Raw genomic sequence first — 17,397 nt, forward strand, 5'->3', positions numbered from 1 at the left:
CGGGGTCCCTTTTCTGGTAGGGGGAGGTGCGGTGTTCTTCCGGGCCTCATCGCTGGCAAGCCAGCTCCCACAGGTCCGGTGCATGCAGGACCCTGTGGGAACTGGCTTGCCAGCGATTGGACCTCAGGGGATCAGTTGCCCTTCACGGCATAATCCGGCCGCTTGTCATTGCCCTGGATGAACGGACTCCACGGCTGCGCCCGCAGTGGCTGCTCGGTCTCCCAGACCACGTTGAACTGCCCGTCATCCTGGATTTCGCCGATCATCACCGGCTTGTGCAGGTGGTGGTTGGTCTTGTCCATGGTCAGGGTGAAGCCGGACGGCGCCTTGAAGGTCTGCCCGGCGAGGGCTTCGCGGACCTTGTCGACATCGGTACTGCCAGCCTTCTCGACGGCCTGCGCCCACATGTGAATGCCGACGTAGGTAGCTTCCATCGGGTCGTTGGTCACCGCCTTGTCGGCGCCCGGCAGGTTCTTCGCCTTGGCGTAGGCCTTCCAGTCGGAAACGAATTGGGTGTTGACCGGGTTGTCCACCGACTCGAAGTAGTTCCAGGCGGCAAGGTGACCCACCAGCGGCTTGGTATCGATGCCGCGCAGCTCCTCTTCACCCACCGAGAAGGCCACGACCGGTACGTCGGTGGCCTTCAGGCCCTGGTTGGCCAGTTCCTTGTAGAACGGCACGTTGGAGTCGCCGTTGACCGTGGAGATGACCGCAGTCTTGCCGCCGGCGGAGAATTTCTTGATGTTGGCGACGATGGTCTGGTAGTCGCTGTGGCCGAACGGGGTGTAGACCTCTTCGATGTCCTTGTCGGCCACGCCCTTGGAATGCAGGAAGGCGCGCAGGATCTTGTTGGTGGTGCGCGGATAGACGTAGTCGGTACCGAGCAGGAAGTAGCGCTTGGCCGCGCCGCCTTCCTCGCTCATCAGGTATTCAACGGCCGGGATCGCCTGCTGGTTCGGCGCCGCACCGGTGTAGAACACGTTCGGCGACATTTCCTCGCCTTCATACTGCACCGGATAGAACAGCAGGCCGTTGAGCTCCTCGAACACCGGCAGCACCGACTTGCGCGACACCGAGGTCCAGCAGCCGAACACCACCGCGACCTTGTCCTGGGTCAGCAACTGGCGGCTTTTCTCGGCGAACAGCGGCCAGTTCGACGCCGGGTCCACCACCACCGGTTCCAGCAGCTTGCCGTTGACCCCGCCCTTGGCGTTGATCTGCTCGATGGTCATCAGCGCCATGTCCTTGAGCGAGGTCTCGGAAATCGCCATGGTCCCGGACAGGGAATGCAGGATGCCGACCTTGATGGTCTCGGCGGCCTGGATGCTCCAGCTCAGGCCCATCGCGGCGATGGATGCGCTGAGGGTAAAGGCCTTGATCAGACTGCGACGCTTCATGGGTGCTCTCTCCGTTGAGTTCGTATTGGCGGTAAGGCAAATGGCGACTGCGCGGATAGAGCGATAGCAAAGGCTATGCCGGATTGTGTACAGGCTCTGGAACAAGGGTTTCGGCGGATTGTGCGCTGGCGGTGCACCGCCCTGGAGCCCAAGGCGGTGGCACGGTGCAGGCTCTTGCGCCCAGATGGTGCGCAATAGCTAGCAAGGGAAGGATCAACCCCGGGGAGCGTCGATCTGGCCGCGCGGGTGGCGGCGGCTGCGGACGAACTGGTAGGTCACGGTGAGGATCAGGAACCAGATCGGGGTGACCATCAGCGCCTGGCGGGTGTCGGTCTCGAAGCTCAGCAGCACCAGGATGAAGGCGAAGAACACCAGGCATGCCCAGCACATGAAGCGGCCGCCGGGCATCTTGTACTTCGACGCCGCGTGCAGTGCTGCGCGCTGTTTGCGGTAGGTCAGCCAGGACAGCAGGATCAGCGACCAGACGAACATGAACAGCACCGCCGACACGGTCGTGACCAGGGTAAAGGCTTCGACCAGGTCGGGGATCAGGTACATCAACGCCGCGCCCAGCAGCAGGCAGGTGCAGGAGAAGTACAGGCCGTTGGCCGGCACGTCACGGTTCGACAGCTTCTCGAAGGCCTTCGGCGCATCGCCTTCCTGGGCCAGGCCGAAGAGCATGCGGCTGGTGGAGAACACGCCGCTGTTGGCCGACGATGCGGCCGAGGTCAGCACCACGAAGTTGATCACCGCCGCCGCGGCCGGAAGCCCGGCCAGGACGAACAGCTCGACGAACGGGCTCTTGTTCGGCACCACGTCGCGCCACGGGGTGACGGCCATGATGGCGATCAGGGCGAACACGTAGAACATGATGATGCGCAGCGGGATCGAGTTGATCGCCCGGGGCAGGGTGCGCTCCGGGTCCTTGGCTTCGGCGGCGGTGGTGCCGACCAGCTCGATGCCGACGAAGGCGAACACGGCGATCTGGAAGCCGGCGAAGAAGCCCATCAGGCCGTGGGGGAACATGCCCTGGTCGTTCCACAGGTTGCCCAGGCTGGCGGTATCGCCATTGGGCGACTGGAAGCCGCTGACCACCATGTACAGGCCGGTGCCGATCAGGCCGAGAATGGCAATGATCTTGATCATCGCGAACCAGAACTCGATCTCGCCGAACAGCTTCACGGTGATCAGGTTCAGCGACAGCAGCACGCCGACGCACAGGATCGCCGGTATCCACTGCGGCAGGTCGGGAAACCAGAACTGCGAGTAGGAGGCGATGGCGATCACATCGGCGATGCCGGTGATGACCCAGCAGAACCAGTAGGTCCAGCCGGTGAAATACCCGGCCCAGGGGCCCAGCAGGTCAGCGGAGAAGTCGATGAAGGACTTGTAGCTGAGGTTTGACAGCAGCAGCTCGCCCATTGCCCGCATGACGAAGAACAGCATGAAGCCGATGATCATGTAGACGAAGATGATCGAAGGTCCGGCCAGACTGATGGTCTTGCCCGAGCCCATGAACAGACCGGTCCCGATGGCACCGCCGATGGCAATCAACTGGATGTGTCGATTGGTCAGGTTGCGTTGCAGGTGATGTTCCTGCGCGTCCTTTGTAATGTCTTGATTCATTGCGTGCATTCCATAAATCGCAGTCTTCTTGTATGTGAAGCGGCGGCTAGGCTAACACGCTAGCCTGCGGGGCAGCCGCGACAAGATGACTCGACTTTAGGCGGACGCCTGCAAGGAAAGGCGAAAGGGACTACATGTGAGGCTTCAGTTTTCGCTCGGATAGGTCTGGACAGGGCGATCCTCTGAAAAGCGCCGCGCACCTTGTGGGAGCGGGTTCACCCGCGATTACGTTAGTGGCTGCACTACCGCAATCGCGGGTGAACCCGCTCCCACAAGTTTCCGCGTCGCTCTTGAGAGTCAGGCCCTGGCCACCAGCAGGCGCTTGCCGAACACCCGGTCCAGCGCCCACACCACCAGCATCGACAGCCCCACCAGCGGGAACGCTACGCCCAGCACGATCATCACCACCGTCGCCACCTTCCAGCGCGGCAGGTCATGACGCAGCGGCGGAACACCGAGGCCACCTTCGGGCCGACGCTTCCACCACATGACCAGCCCGCTCACCGAGCCGAGCAGGACCATCAGGCAGATCAGCAGGATCAGCATCTGGTTGAGCCAACCGAACATCTTCCCTTCATGCAGCATCACCCCCAGCTCCGTGGCCCGGGCGACGGTGCTGTAGTCCTGCCAGCGTACATCCACCAGGACCTTGCCGGTGTACTGGTCGATATGCAGGGTGGCATCGTTGCGTGGGTCGTCGGCGAACACGGCGATGGTGAACACGCCGCTGGCGCTGGTCGGCAGGGTGATGCTGTAGCCCGGCTCGACGCCGCGTTCAGTGGCGATGTCCTCGACCTTCTGCAGGCTGACCTCGGGCGCCGCCGGCCCGCTGTCCAGGTGCATATGACCCTGGTGTTCGGCATGGGCGCCGCCAGACTGCGGCATCGGCGTGTTTTCCACCGCCCAGGGCACGGTCTGCCGCGCAGCGGTATTGAGCGTGCGGGCTTCCTGGTCGGACTTCGGCACGTCATTCCACATCGCTGCCGGAAAGCGGTTCCACAAGTCGGCGTACTGCTTGCCCCAGAACCCGGTCCAGGTCATGCCGCTGAGCAGCATCAGCAACAGGACCAGCGAACCCCAGAAGCCGCTGACCGCATGCAGGTCGCGCCACAGCAGCCGCCCGCGGGCATTCATCCGCGGCCAGAAGACTCCGGCGAAGCGTCCGCCGCGTGGCCACCATAGATAAAGGCCGGACACCACCAGGACGATGCCCCAGCCGGCCGCCAGTTCCACTACCCGGTCGCCGACGGTGCCGACCATCAGTTCGCCGTGCAGGGCCCGGGCCACGGCCTGCAGGTTGCTTTTGGCGTCCTGCTCGCCAAGTACCCGGCCGTTGTACGGATCGACGAACACGTTGAGTTCCTGCCCTTCGCGCTTGACCACGAACTGCGCGCTGCGGTCGGCCGCGGGTGCCGGCAGGTACTGGCTGACCTGGCCGCCCGGGTAGGCCGCCTGCACCTGCTGCAGCAGGTGATCGGCCGGATGCCGGTGATGGCCGGCCTCGACCACCATCAGCGAGCGGTACATCAGCGGATCAAGTTGTGGCTTGAACAGGTAGATGATCCCGGTGACCGCCAGCAGGATCATCACCGGCGCAACGAACAGGCCGGCATAGAAGTGCCAGCGCCACGCCAGGTTGTAGAAGGAAAACGATGGCTTGCTCATGGAACGCTCCCGAATGAGGGGCGCGGCACGCGGCCGCGCCCGGGCTGGATCAGAAACTCAGGTCGACCTTGGTCCAGAAGGTGCGTCCCGGCTCGTTCACCGTTTCCGTGCCGGAGTAGCCGAAGCCGGCGTTGCCCGCCAGGTTCAGGTGCTCGGCATAGGCCTTGTCGAACAGGTTGTCGACACCGGCACTGAGCTTGAGGTTCTTGCTCACGCGGTAGGCACCGTTGAGCGAGAACACGCCGAATCCGCCGGACTTGTCGAAGTCCTTGCCGACGATGTTGCCCTGGTTCTCCGACACCCGGTTCTGCGCCGACATCAGGCGCCACAGGGCTCCGGCGCTCCAGGCGCTTTCGCTGTAGGTCAGGCCGAGGCGGCTTTCCAGGGGCGGCATCTGCGGCAGGGCCGAGCCGTCGCTGCTGTTCTTGCCCCAGGCGTAGGCGAGGGTGGCGTCGGCCTTCCAGTTGGAGGTCAGTTGGTAAGCCACGCCCATCTCGCCGCCCATGATCCGCGCGTCGATATTGTCGGCACGCGAGACATTGGCGCCGCCGCTGTAGTCGTAGAGGATGTAGTCGCGAATCTGGCCGATGTAGCCTGAGGCCCAGGCTTCGAGGACCTCGGTCTTGTACTGGATGCCGAAGTCGAGCTGGGTGGTTTTCTCCGGCTTGATCGCATCGAAGGCATTGACCGAACCCGTCGGGCCGTAGGTCGGCGAGAACAGCTCCCAGTAGTCCGGGAAGCGCTGGGCATGCCCCAGGCCGACATAGGTGGTGGCGGGAATATCGACCAGGTCATGTTCGTAGCGCAGGAATCCGCTGGGCAGGGTATCGGCGCGGGTATCGCCGGCGGTCGGGTTGGGCATGCTCATCATTCCCGAGCCGGTGCGCTGGCGGAAGTCCTTCGCCGAGGCGCGGTCCAGGCGGGCACCGCTGACCAGGCGATCCTGGCTGTCCAGCTCCCAGGTCAGCTCGCCGAACACGCCGTAGTTGTGGAAATCGGCGTCCTTGGTCCAGGGCAGGTTGCCGTAGGTGTTGACCCCCATGCTGCTGCGCTGGCGGTGCTCGTTGGTCTGCGCGTCGATGCCGCTGACCAGGGTCACGTCCTCCCAGCGCCAGGTGCCTTTGATCCGTGCGCCCAGGGTGCGGCGGTCGACGTTGGCCGCCATCGGGCCGGCCATCATCCCGGTGCCGGACGGCGTGCGCAGGCTGTAGTTGTCCATCACATGGTCGGCGTAGTTGTAGTAGACCTGGGCTTCGATCTTGTCGAAGACCTCGCCGATGTTCGACTTCTCGAAGCGCAGGCCGAGGCTCTCCCGTTTGAACTGCGAGCCATCCATGCCGCGTCCGGCGTAGCGGGCCTCACCATCGCCGCGCCCAGCGGTGAGTTCGAGCAGGGTGTCGCTGTCCGGAGTCCAGCCGATGGCGACATCGCCGTTCCACTTGTCCCACTTCGACGGCACGGTGTCGCCGTGACCGTCCTCGTAGTCGTCGGAGCGCGACTGATTGCCAACGAAGCGTACATAGCCTTGCTGGCCGCCTGCAGCGGCATCCAGCACCTTGTCGAAGCGCCCGTTGGAGCCGGCCAGCAGGCTGGCGTTGACCCGGGTGCCGAGTTCGCCGAACTTTTCCGGCTCACGCTCGAAGAGGATGGTCCCGGCCGATGCGCCCGGGCCCCACTGCACCGTTTGCGGCCCCTTGATCACGGTCAGGCGGTCGTAGGTTTCCGGGGAGATATAGGAGGTCGGCGCGTCCATGCGATTCGGGCAGGCACCGAGCATCACGCCGCCGTTGGTGAGGATGTTCAGGCGCGAGCCGAACATGCCGCGCAGCACCGGGTCGCCGTTGGTGCCGCCGGATCGGATCGCCGAGAAGCCGGGGATGGTCTTGAGGTAATCGGCGCCATCGCTGGCCGGTACCGGCTGGCGCGGGTCCTTTGGGTTGGTGACGATGGTCAGCGGCGAGCTGGGCGCCACGGCGGTGATGACGGTGGGGCCGAGTTCGGCCGGCTCGTGGTCATGGCCCTCATGGCCGGTTTCCGCAGCCAGGACGACCGGGGCGAGCAGGCTGCCGCAGAGCAGCGCGATGGTCCCGCGCAGGGACAAACGATAGACAGGGGTGGAGCTGGACATAGGTTTTCCAACATCGATCGGTCATGAAGGTGCACACGGGCACGGCAGGCTGCCGTCCGCGAAGCACGTTGTTGTCGGTGGTCAGGCGATCGATGTGGCGGGTGGCGCGCGGCTGCGGGCGCCGGGGAAGAAAGCCGGGCGCGGGTGGCCCTGGCGCGGCTGGACGACCAGGCGATTGCCGGTCGCGAGGGGTTCGCTGTTGAGCAGGCTGAGCTGTTGCGGCAGGGCCGGGCAGTGGAAGAACAGGCTGCAATAGCCGCATTTCTCCCACATCACGTGCAACGAGGCATCGCCGCCGTGGTGGTTGTCGCCGTGGTGCCCGCCATCCATGTGCATGCCCGTGCCCATATCCATTTCCATGGGCATGGACGTGCCGTGCTGCATCGGCATCGACTGGGAAACCAGCGGACCGACGAAGATCATCAGCATGGCGAACAGGCTCAGCCAGCCCGCGCGCCTGTTTCCAGGGCGCAGTGGCCGGTGCTGTTCGCTACGGGCGAGGCTCATGGCGAGCGGTAATCAGCGATCAGTGCTGGTGCGCGGAGGTCCCTTCCGGTGGCTGTTTCTGCACCGCGACTTCCACGGTGATGTCGCCGGCCTTCTCGAAGTGCAGGGTCAGCGGGAAGCGCTTGCCGTCGGTCAGCAGGCTGCGGTCCTTGGGCTGCATGATCATGACGTGATAGGCGCTGGGGCTGAAGGTCACCTGGCCGTGGGCCGGCACGGCGACGTTCGGTACCTGCTGCATGCGCATCACATCGCCGTTCATCACGTGCTCATGCAGTTCGGAACGGTCGCTCACCGGAGTATCGACGCTGAGCAGGCGGTCGGCCTCGGCACCCTTGTTGTCGATGACGAAATAGGCCGCGACATTGGGCGCGTTCGGCGGCAGCGCCAGGGACCACGGATGGGCGATATGCAGGTTGCCGACGTTGTATTCGTGGGCGCTGGCAAAACCTGCGGGCAGCAACAGGGCGGCCAGCAGCAGGGCGTTCTTGAACATGGGACATCTCCGGTCGATTCAGATTGTGCGCGTAAAGAGCGTAGGTGAATCAGACCGAAGGAGAGGCGCGGGGATTGAGCGACGGCCAGCGTTCGCGGGGCGTTGGCTGGGCCGGAGGGTGTGAATCGAGGGCGCTGGCCACGGCATGTTCGGGTAGCGTCAGCTGGGCGGGGGTACCGGGCAGGGCCAGGGCTGGGGCGGCGCCGGAGCAGCACCAGCAATGCTGCATGGCGGCGTGGTCATCGTTGCTCTGGCTGGGGTCGAGCTGGCCGATGGACACAGCGACCAGCTTGGTGCCACCGGTGGAACAGAAGGCGCCCCACAACAATTGCTCGGCGGGTGCCTTGGCGGCGGAGGCGGACAGCGGCATGGCCAGCAGATTGAACAGCACTGCGAAGCAGGCGATCCAGGCATGGGCAAGCCGGTGTGCGGGCATGGGTTGATCCGGTTGGATTTGGATGATGGCTATTTAGCCAGAAGATCCGGGGGAAGTAAAAAACGAGGGTGCGATGAAGTGCCGCAGTCTTGTGCAAAAAGCATGGCTGACACATAACCCTGTGGGAGCGGGTTCACCCGCGATTGCGGTAGTGGAGTCACCGACGCAATCGCGGGTGAACCCGCTCCCACAGGGTCCGCAATCGGTCTTAGGATTTGGTCCGGCCGAGCATCCCTCGCACAGCCTCCTGCAGATCCGCCGGCAGCACCACCATCTTGGCGTTGTCGCTTGCCGCCAGGTTCTCCATGGCATTGATGTAGCGCTCGCCCAGCAGGTACATGGCCGGGGTCACATCCGAGCCGACGGCATTCTTCACCAGGGTGATGGCCTGGGCCGAAGCCTCCGCCAGGTTGACCTGGGCCGCGGCATCGAGCTTGGCCGACTCCTGGCGGGCCTGGGCTTCGAGGATCGCCGCCTGCTTGGCACCTTCGGCACGGGTCACGTCGGCCTTTCGTTCACGTTCGGCGGCCGCCTGGCGTTCCATCGCTGCCTGCATGCTTGGCGACGGCTTGATGTCCTGGATTTCCACCGAGCGCACGGTGATGCCCCAGTCTTCTGTCTGCTCCGACATCGCTTCGCGCAGCCGCGCCTTGATCTGCTCGCGGCTGGACAGCGCTTCGTCCAGGTCCATGGCCCCGACGATGGCCCGCAGCGAGGTCATGGTCAGGCTGGTGACGGCATAGGCGTAGTTCACCACGCCGTAGGAGGCTTTCTGGGGATCGACCACCTTGGCGAAGCACAGGGCGTTGGCGACGATCACCGCGTTGTCGCGGGTGATGATTTCCTGCTGCTGCACGTCGAGGATGATGTCCTTGGTCGGCAGGCGGTAGGCGACCACGTCCATGTACGGAACGAGGATGTTCAGGCCGGGCTTGAGGGTGGTGTGGTAGCGCCCCAGGCGCTCCACGATCCATTCCTCGCCCTGTGGCACGATGCGCACGCCCTTGAACACCGTGACGAGCACGAACAGGGCGATGGTTGCGGTGATGATCAGGCTGGTCATGTCGATTCTTGCTCCTTGATGATGTCCTTGAACCCTGTCAGGCCCTGGCGACCCGCACGGTATTGCCCTCGATGGCGACGATGCGCACCCGCTCGCCGGCAGCGATGTCGCTGCTGGCGACGCATGTCCACTCCTCGTTGCCCAGGATCGGTTTCTGGAAGCGCACGCGGCCCTTGTGGAACTCGGATACCGCTGTGGTCAGCAGGCCGACTTCGCCGAGCACTTCGTCGGCGGTCCAGCGCCTGTCGGCCCGGCGCGGCTTGAACACCTTGAACCAGAGGGCCACGGTCAGCGACGAGAGCACCACCCAGATCACCAGTTCGCTGGCCAGCGACAGCCCCGGCACCAGGCCGGCGATCACCCCGACGGCCACCGCGCCGATGCCGAACCAGATGATGAAGAAGGTAGGCAGCACCAGTTCCAGCAGGATCAGGCCGAAGCCCAGTACCAGCCAGATCCACCATTGCAGTTCCATAGTCCGCAGCCTTGCGTTGTGAGGGGATGCCGCATTGGAAACGCTTGCCCGGGTATTGGCAATAGCCGGGCGATTACAGCAAGTGTTCTGTGCCGAGCGCCGCCAGCAGGCTGGCGGGATCGGAAAAGTGCCGGTCGACCACGGGCAGTGCCGGGCGGGCCAGGATCAGCACCGGGACCCCGCGTTCCCGGGCTACCTGCAACTTCGGTTCGGTAGCGCCGCTGCCGCTGTTCTTGCTGATCAGCACGTCGATCCGACGGCGCTCGAAAAGCGCCCGCTCGTCCTCCAGGTGGAACGGCCCGCGGGCGCCGATCACCTCGCAGCGTTCGTTGCCAGGGCAGGCGTCGAGGGCACGCAGGGTCCAGAACTGCTCCGGCGGGATTTCGTCCAGGTGTTGCAGTGGCTCGCGACCGAGGGTGAACAGCGGCCGTTGGAACGGGCGCAGGGCGTCGATCAGTCCGGCCCAATCATGCACTTCGCGCCAGTCGTCGCCCGGCTGCGCCTCCCAGGCCGGGCGGCGCAGGGCCCAGCAGGGAATCCCGGCGAGGGTTGCCGCCCGCGCGGCATTGGTGCTGATCTGCGCGGCGTAGGGATGGGTTGCGTCGACCAGCAGATCGATGCCCTCGTTGCGCAGGTAATCCGCCAGCCCCTCGGCTCCACCAAAACCACCCACCCGTACCTGGCAGGCCAGATCGTCCGGCACCCGGCCGACCCCGGCGAGGCTGTAGACATGCCGTGGCCCCAGGCGACGAGCGATCTGCAGCGCCTCGGCCACGCCGCCAAGCAACAGCAAGCGCCGGCTCATTGAACGCCCGCCTTGCCGACGATGCCGCCCTGGCGGTCGATGGCGAAGACTTCCACCTGCACCTGCGCCGGCACCACGCTGCGGGCGAAGGCCAGGGCATGGGCGCAGACCGCATCGCCCAGTGCTATTCCGGCGGCATGGGCCAGGGCCAGGGCCTGCTGGCTGGTGTTGGCCTGGATGATGGCAGCCTGCAGGTGGTCATCGGCGCCCACCGCAGCGGCCCATCCGGCCAGTTGCGGCAGGTCGATGCTGGAATGCCGGCTGTGCAGGTCCATGTGCCCGGCGGCCAGCTTGCTGATCTTGCCGAAGCCGCCGCACAGGCTGAGTCGCGCCACCGGTACCTTGCGCAGGTGCTTGAGCACCGCACCGACGAAGTCGCCCATCTCGATCAGGGCGATTTCCGGCAGGTTGTAGACCCGGCGCATGGTGTCTTCGCTGGCGTTGCCGGTGCAGGCGGCGATGTGTTCGTAGCCGTTGGTCTTGGCCACATCGATGCCCTGGTGGATCGAGGCGATATAGGCCGAGCAGGAGAAGGGCCGGACGATGCCGCTGGTGCCGAGGATCGATAGCCCGCCGAGAATGCCCAGGCGCGGGTTCATGGTCTTCAGGGCCAGGCTTTCGCCGTCCTGCACGTTCACCGTCACCTCGAATCCACCGGCGTAGCCACATTCATCGGCAAGCTGCTGCAGGTGCCCGCTCATCATGCTGCGCGGCACCGGATTGATCGCCGGCTCACCCACCGCCAGCACCAGGCCGGGGCGGGTCACGGTGCCGACGCCCTTGCCGGCGACGAAGCGCACGCCAGGCTGGTCGAGCAGGCGCACGCGGCTGTAGAGCAGGGCGCCGTGGGTAACGTCCGGGTCGTCGCCGGCATCCTTCAAGGTTCCCGCTTCGGCGCCATCTTCATGCAGGCGGCAGAACTCCAGGCGCATCTGCACCTGCTTGCCCTTGGGCAAGGTGATCTGCACGGCATCGTGGGCCTGTCCGGTCAGCAGCAGGCGCGCGGCGGCAAGGCTGGTGGCGGTTGCGCAGCTGCCGGTGGTCAGGCCGCTGCGCAGCGGTGCCGGTTGTTCGGCGCTTTCTTCACGCATCCTTGATGGCTTCGAGCAGGGTGATCGGCAGGGCCTGGCGCCAGGTATCGAAGGCGCCGAGGGGCTGGGCCTGGGCTACGTGGATGCGGGTCAGCTCGCCGCCGTGGCGCTCGCGCCAGTCCATCAGGCGTACCTCGCTTTGCAGGGTCACGGCGTTGGCCACCAGGCGACCGCCCGGGCGCAGTTGCTCCCAGCAATGTTCCAGCACGCCGGGAAGGGTGACGCCGCCGCCGATGAAGATCGCGTCCGGCTGTTCCAGCCCCTGCAGCGCCTGCGGCGCGCGGCCGCGGACCAGTTGCAGGCCAGGAACGCCGAGGGCGTCGCGGTTGAGTTCGATCAGTTGCTGGCGGCCCTCGTCGGCTTCGACGGCCAATGCCCGGCACGCTGGATGGGCGCGCATCCACTCGATGCCGATGGAGCCGCTGCCGGCACCGACATCCCAGAGCAGTTCGCCCGGACGCGGGGCGAGGCGGGCCAGGGTGATGGCACGGACATCGCGCTTGGTAATCTGGCCATCATGGCGGAAGGCGCTGTCGGGCAGCCCGGCCAGTGGCGACAGGCGAGGCGCGTTGGCATCGGCCAGGCATTCGATGGCAAGGAGGTTGAGGTCGGCGGCCGGCCCGTGGTTCCAGTCGTTGGCACTGCCATGCAACTGGCGTTCGGCGGGGCCGCCCAGGTGTTCCAGCACCGTCAGGCGGCTCGGGCCGAAACCCCGTTCGCGCAGCAAGGCGGCAATGGCGGCGGGGCTGCTGCCATCGTTGCACAGCACCAGCAGGCGCTGGCCGCTGTAGAGATGGGCGGCGAGCCGGGCGAGAGGACGGGCCACCACCGAGACGATCACCACCTCCTGCAACGGCCAGCCAAGCCGGGCGGCGGCGATGGAACAGGAGGAGGGCGCGCTGATCACGTCCAGCTCTTCGGCCGGCACCTGCCGCGCCAGGCTGGCGCCGACACCGTAGAACATCGGGTCGCCACTGGCCAGTACGCACACCGGCTCGCCGCGCAGGGCCAGGACCGGCGCCAGGGAAAACGGACTGGGCCACGGCAGGCGCTCGGCTTTCAGGCAGTGCGGCAGCAATTCCAGCTGGCGCGCACTGCCGAACACCTTCGCAGCGCCCAGCAGCGCCCGCCGGGCCTGCTTGCCGAGGCCGCCGAAGCCGTCTTCGCCAATTCCTACTACGGTTAACCAGGGCGCCATGCCGATCCTCGTTTGCGGGGCAATCCGACCGGCAGGCTTGGCCCGCCGCCGGGCAAAGCAGGCATAATACCGCGCCTTCCGGCACCCGGCGCCTTTTCCACGATTGACGGACCACCCCTTGAACCCATCCAGCCCAACCCCAGCCCTTCGCCCCTCGGCCTGTCCGGGGTTGTGGCGCATCGTCCAGGCGCTCGATGGCGGCATCTCGCGGATCAAGCTCGATGCCGGGCACCTCGAGGCCGACCAGGCCGAGGCCGTCGCTGCGGCTGCCGAGCGCTTCGCTGGTGGGGTGATCGAGGTGACCAACCGCAGCAACCTGCAGATTCGCGGCGTAGGTGATGATCATCAGGGCCTGGTCGCCCGCTTGCTGGACGCCGGCCTCGGCCCGCGGGACGCGGCCGGCGACGATGTGCGCAACCTGATGCTCAGCCCCGCCGCCGGCCTGGACCCGGCGATGCTGCTGGACACCCGGCCGCTGGGGGCGCGGATCCTCGATCTGCTGCAGACCACGCCGCGTTTCCATGAGCTGTCGGCCAAGTTCGCCGTGCAGCTCGACGGCGGCGAGAACCTGGCGATGCTCTGGCATCCCCACGACCTCTGGCTATCGCCGCTGCTCCTGGACGACCAGCTGTGGCTGGCCTTCGGCCTCGCTGGCTGTCCCGGGCATGACGCACCGCTGGCGGCGGTGCCCCCGGACGCTGGCCTTGCGCTGGTGCGAGCGGTGCTGGAGCGTTTTCTCGACCTGGCCGACGCCGGGCAGTCGCGAATGCGCCAGCTGCTTTCGAGCCTGGGCGTGGAGCCATTCCTCGATGGCCTGGCGCTGGACCTGCGCCGCGATAGCGCCGTGACCAGCTGGCGCCGCCAAGGGCTTGACCGTGCCCTGCACCTGGGAATTTATCCGCAGCGACAGCCCGGGCGTGTTGCCGTCGGTGCCCTGGCGCCACTCGGACGCCTGGACGCCGTACAACTGCGTGGGATCGCCGCACTGGCCCGCGAGCTGGGCGACGGCAGCCTGCGCATGACCCCCTGGCAAAGCGTGCTGCTGCCCAATGTGGCAGCGGCGCAGGCCGAGCGGGTGCTGGCAGGCCTGGCTTGCCTCGGGCTGATCATCGATCCCGCCGCGCCGATGGCCGGGGTGGTCGCCTGCACCGGCTCGGCCGGCTGCGCCAAGGGCCTGGCCGATACCAAGGCGGATGCCGTGCAGCTTGCCCTGGCGCTGCATCGGCTCGGCCCGGTGGGTGGCGTCCACCTGAGCGGCTGCAAACGTTCCTGCGCCATGGCCCACACTGCGCCGAGCACCTTGCTGGCGGTCGGTCCCGGGCGCTACGACCTGTATTTTCACGACCCGGCCCAGCCGGGCCCCGGCACCCTTGCCGGGCGCAACCTGACATTGGAAGAAGCGGGCGCCACCCTGGACGCCCGCCACGGAGCAACCCTCGATGATTGATTACATCCGCGACGGCCAGGAGATCTATCGCAACTCCTTCGCCATCATTCGCCAGGAGGCCCGCCTGGAGCGGATTCCGGCCGACCTGGAAAAGCTCGCGGTGCGGGTGATCCATGCCTGCGGCATGGTCGAGGTGGTGGACGCGCTGCGTTTCTCCGAAGGCGCCGGCAAGGCCGGACGCGAAGCCCTGGCCAAGGGCGCACCGATTCTTTGCGACGCGCGGATGGTCGCCGAAGGCATTACCCGCGCGCGCCTGCCGGCCAACAACGAAGTGATCTGCACCCTGCGCGACGAAAGCGTGCCGGACCTCGCCCGGGAGCTGGGCAACACCCGTTCCGCCGTGGCCCTCGAACTGTGGCGGCCACACCTGGAAGGCAGCGTGGTGGTGATCGGCAACGCCCCGACAGCATTGTTCTACCTGCTGGAAATGATCGATGCCGGCGCGCCGAAACCAGCGCTCATCCTTGGCTTCCCGGTGGGCTTCGTCGGCGCCGCCGAGTCCAAGGCGATGCTTGCGGCGGACAGCCGTGGCGTGCCGTTCGTGATCGTCGACGGTCGCCTGGGGGGCAGCGCCATGGCCGCCGCCGCAGTCAACGCCCTCGCCACGGAGGTTGAATGATGCAGGCCCGCGGACGTTTGCTCGGCCTGGGCGTCGGCCCCGGCGATCCCGAACTCATCACCCTCAAGGCCTTGCGCTTGCTGCGCGAGTCGCCGGTGGTGGCGTACTTCGTCGCCAAGGGCAAGCGCGGCAATGCCTTCGGCATCATCGAGCAGCACCTGCAAAGCCAGCAGACCCTGCTGCCGCTGGTCTACCCGGTGACGACCGAAGCCCTGCCGGCGCCGCTGTCCTACGAGCAGGTGATCAGCGATTTCTACGACGAAGCCAGCGTGACCGTGGCCGCGCACCTGGATGCCGGGCGCGATGTGGCAGTGATCTGCGAGGGCGATCCGTTCTTCTACGGCTCCTACATGTACCTGCACGACCGGCTCGCCGAGCGCTACCAGGCCGAGGTGATCCCGGGCGTGTGCTCAATGCTCGGTGGCGCCTCGGTGCTCGGCGCGCCGCTGGTGTATCGCAACCAGAGCCTGTCGGTGCTTTCCGGCGTGCTGCCGCACGACGAACTCAAGCGGCGCCTGGCCGATGCCGATGCGGCGGTGATCATGAAGCTGGGACGCAATTTCCCCAAGGTCCGTGCGGTGCTTGCCGAGCTGGGGCTGGACCGGCGCGCGCTGTACGTCGAGCGGGCGACCATGGCCAACCAGAAGATCGTCGCGCTGGATGAAGTCGATCCGCAGTCTTCGCCCTACTTCTCGCTGATCATCGTTCCCGGCGAAAGGTGGCAAGGCTGATGACCCGACGCGCACCCGCCATTGTCGTGCTCGGCAAGGGCAGCCTGGACACCGCCCGGAAGATCCAGCGCTTCTATCCCGACGCCCTGATCCATGGCCTGGCCGGCCGGGTCGAGGAAGTCGACCGTAGCTACCAGGAGTTCGGCACGACCCTGCGCCAGCTCTACCAACAGGACACGCCGATCATTGCCTTGTGCGCTGCTGGCATCGTCATCCGCAGCCTCGCCAGCGTATTGCTGGAGAAGGGCGCCGAGCCGCCGGTGCTGGCCGTGGCCGAGGATGGCAGCGCGGTGGTGCCGCTGCTCGGCGGGCTGGGCGGAGTGAACGTGATGGCGCGGGAGATCGCGGCCGGGCTGGGCGTCGCCGCGGCGATCACCACCAGCGGCGAGCTGCGTTTCGGCACTTGCCTGCTCAATCCACCGAGCGGTTATGCGCTGGCGGACCTGGAGCTGGGCAAGCGCTTTGTCTCCGACCTGCTGGCCGGGGAAAGCGTGCGTATCGAAGGCGCCGCACCTTGGCTGGACGAGGCCCGTCTGCCGCAGAGCGACGCGGCGCAGTTGACCATCCATGTGGGGTGTGGCGAGCGTGAGGCAGCGGCCAATGAACTGCTGATCCATCCGCGCTGCGTGCTGGTGGCGGTGTCGGCGGCGGTGCCGGAACTGGCGGCCGCGGTGCGGGCTGCCTTGCACCAGGCGAAGATCGCCGAAGCGTCGTTGGCTTGCCTGCTGGCCAACGAGGAGGAGATGGCCGACGCGGCGTTGCACGCTGCGGCTGCCGAACTGGGCGTGCCGTTGCGTTTCGCTGCCGGGGCGTCGGCCAGCGACCTGGCCGCCCGGGCCCTGCCGCAATTGCTCGCGCCGCAGGTGATCGGTGACGGCCTGGCGCTTGCCGTGGCGGCCGAGCCCATCGACCCGGCAAATATCGGCCGCGCCCGTGGCCGGGTGGCGGTGATCGGCCTCGGCCCTGGCGCTGCCGAACTGATGGCGCCGGCGGTCAAGGCCGAACTGGCCCGGGCCAACGATGTGCTGGGCTATGAAACCTACGTGCGCATGGCCGGGCCGTTTCGTGAGGACCAGGTGCTGCACTGCACCGACAACCGCGAAGAACTGCTGCGTGCCCGCCACGCCTTCGAACTGGCGGCGCAAGGGCGGTCGGTGATCGTGGTGTCGTCCGGCGACCCGGGCGTGTTCGCCATGGCCGCGGCGGTGCTGGAAGCGCTGGAAGCGTCGGACGATCCGGCCTGGCACCGGGTTGAGCTGGAAATGCTGCCGGGGATCTCGGCATCGCTGGCGACCGCAGCCCAGGCCGGAGCGCCGCTGGGGCATGACTTCTGCGTGATCTCGCTGTCGGACAACCTCAAGCCGTGGTCGATCATCGAGAAACGCCTCGACCTTGCCGCCCAGGCCGACCTCGCGATGGCCTTCTACAACCCTATCTCCCGTTCCCGTCCGTGGCAGTTGGGGCAGGCGCTGGATATCGTCCGTCGTCATCGCGACCCCGCCACGCCGGTGGTGCTCGGCCGCGATATCGCCCGGCCGGGGCAGTCGCTGAAGGTGCTGACCCTGGGCGAGCTGGAGCCGGAGATGGTGGACATGCGCACGATGGTGCTGGTGGGGTCTTCGACGACCCGGACTTTTGCCCGGGCTGACGGTGGCGAGTGGGTGTATACGCCGCGGTGGTACCGATAGCATCACACGGACCCTGTGGGAGCGGGTT

Annotated in this window: 16 protein-coding genes; 4 read left to right on the forward strand and 12 right to left on the reverse strand. The window is 66.6% G+C overall.

Translation table 11 applies throughout. The features are described from left to right. Positions 1-131 precede the first annotated feature (131 nt). From urtA to cbiE, 12 genes are all read right to left on the reverse strand, one after another. Complete coding sequence (gene urtA, locus ACKLLE_RS12710) at positions 132-1,397, reverse strand: urea ABC transporter substrate-binding protein (RefSeq protein WP_064301555.1); 1,266 nt, start codon at positions 1,395-1,397, stop codon at positions 132-134. A 213-nt stretch (positions 1,398-1,610) separates the two neighbouring features. Further along, entirely contained in the window at positions 1,611-3,023 is a 1,413-nt protein-coding gene (gene cycA, locus ACKLLE_RS12715) for a D-serine/D-alanine/glycine transporter (RefSeq protein ID WP_420058180.1), read from the reverse strand. 297 nt (positions 3,024-3,320) lie between these two features. Next, positions 3,321-4,688, reverse strand: coding sequence for a PepSY-associated TM helix domain-containing protein (locus ACKLLE_RS12720; protein ID WP_420058181.1), 1,368 nt, complete (start codon positions 4,686-4,688; stop codon positions 3,321-3,323). A 49-nt stretch (positions 4,689-4,737) separates the two neighbouring features. Beyond that, on the reverse strand, positions 4,738-6,816 hold the full coding sequence (locus ACKLLE_RS12725; RefSeq protein WP_420058182.1) for a TonB-dependent copper receptor: 2,079 nt from the start codon (positions 6,814-6,816) through the stop codon (positions 4,738-4,740). Between the two features lie 81 nt (positions 6,817-6,897). Continuing rightward, entirely contained in the window at positions 6,898-7,323 is a 426-nt protein-coding gene (locus tag ACKLLE_RS12730; RefSeq protein WP_009394306.1) for a DUF2946 domain-containing protein, read from the reverse strand. A 19-nt stretch (positions 7,324-7,342) separates the two neighbouring features. Next, positions 7,343-7,816 (reverse strand): copper chaperone PCu(A)C, encoded by a 474-nt coding sequence (locus ACKLLE_RS12735; protein ID WP_420058183.1) that lies wholly within the window; start codon positions 7,814-7,816, stop codon positions 7,343-7,345. A gap of 49 nt (positions 7,817-7,865) precedes the next feature. Beyond that, positions 7,866-8,252 carry a DUF2946 domain-containing protein gene (locus ACKLLE_RS12740; RefSeq protein ID WP_420058184.1) on the reverse strand — a complete coding sequence of 129 codons (387 nt, stop codon included), beginning with the start codon at positions 8,250-8,252 and terminating at the stop codon, positions 7,866-7,868. Between the two features lie 208 nt (positions 8,253-8,460). Continuing rightward, a complete protein-coding gene (locus ACKLLE_RS12745) occupies positions 8,461-9,315 on the reverse strand; it encodes an SPFH domain-containing protein (RefSeq protein WP_009394300.1) in 855 nt (284 codons plus the stop codon). 37 nt (positions 9,316-9,352) lie between these two features. Then, positions 9,353-9,790: an NfeD family protein gene (locus tag ACKLLE_RS12750; protein ID WP_064301562.1), complete on the reverse strand. Its 438-nt coding sequence runs from the start codon at positions 9,788-9,790 to the stop codon at positions 9,353-9,355. A 73-nt stretch (positions 9,791-9,863) separates the two neighbouring features. Beyond that, positions 9,864-10,595: a cobalt-precorrin-6A reductase gene (locus ACKLLE_RS12755; RefSeq protein WP_420058185.1), complete on the reverse strand. Its 732-nt coding sequence runs from the start codon at positions 10,593-10,595 to the stop codon at positions 9,864-9,866. Continuing rightward, complete coding sequence (locus ACKLLE_RS12760; protein ID WP_420058186.1) at positions 10,592-11,686, reverse strand: cobalt-precorrin-5B (C(1))-methyltransferase; 1,095 nt, start codon at positions 11,684-11,686, stop codon at positions 10,592-10,594. Before ACKLLE_RS12760 ends, ACKLLE_RS12755 begins: the two co-directional genes overlap by 4 nt. Then, complete coding sequence (gene cbiE / locus ACKLLE_RS12765; RefSeq protein ID WP_420058187.1) at positions 11,679-12,884, reverse strand: precorrin-6y C5,15-methyltransferase (decarboxylating) subunit CbiE; 1,206 nt, start codon at positions 12,882-12,884, stop codon at positions 11,679-11,681. Before cbiE ends, ACKLLE_RS12760 begins: the two co-directional genes overlap by 8 nt. Positions 12,885-12,987: 103 nt before the next feature. On the opposite strand from cbiE, the gene cobG reads away from it, so the two are divergent. The 4 genes from cobG to cobJ are packed head-to-tail and all read left to right on the forward strand — an operon-like array spanning position 12,988 to position 17,369. Then, positions 12,988-14,331 (forward strand): precorrin-3B synthase, encoded by a 1,344-nt coding sequence (gene cobG / locus ACKLLE_RS12770; RefSeq protein WP_420058188.1) that lies wholly within the window; start codon positions 12,988-12,990, stop codon positions 14,329-14,331. Next, positions 14,324-14,950: a precorrin-8X methylmutase gene (locus ACKLLE_RS12775; protein ID WP_009394293.1), complete on the forward strand. Its 627-nt coding sequence runs from the start codon at positions 14,324-14,326 to the stop codon at positions 14,948-14,950. Before cobG ends, ACKLLE_RS12775 begins: the two co-directional genes overlap by 8 nt. Continuing rightward, positions 14,950-15,681, forward strand: a complete 732-nt coding sequence (locus ACKLLE_RS12780) for a precorrin-2 C(20)-methyltransferase (protein WP_064301567.1) — start codon at positions 14,950-14,952, stop codon at positions 15,679-15,681. Before ACKLLE_RS12775 ends, ACKLLE_RS12780 begins: the two co-directional genes overlap by 1 nt. Next, positions 15,681-17,369 carry a precorrin-3B C(17)-methyltransferase gene (gene cobJ / locus ACKLLE_RS12785; protein ID WP_420058189.1) on the forward strand — a complete coding sequence of 563 codons (1,689 nt, stop codon included), beginning with the start codon at positions 15,681-15,683 and terminating at the stop codon, positions 17,367-17,369. Before ACKLLE_RS12780 ends, cobJ begins: the two co-directional genes overlap by 1 nt. The last annotated feature ends 28 nt before the right edge of the window (positions 17,370-17,397 follow it).

It is taken from the genome of Pseudomonas bharatica, from assembly GCF_048586865.1.
Lineage (GTDB): Bacteria > Pseudomonadota > Gammaproteobacteria > Pseudomonadales > Pseudomonadaceae > Aquipseudomonas > Aquipseudomonas bharatica.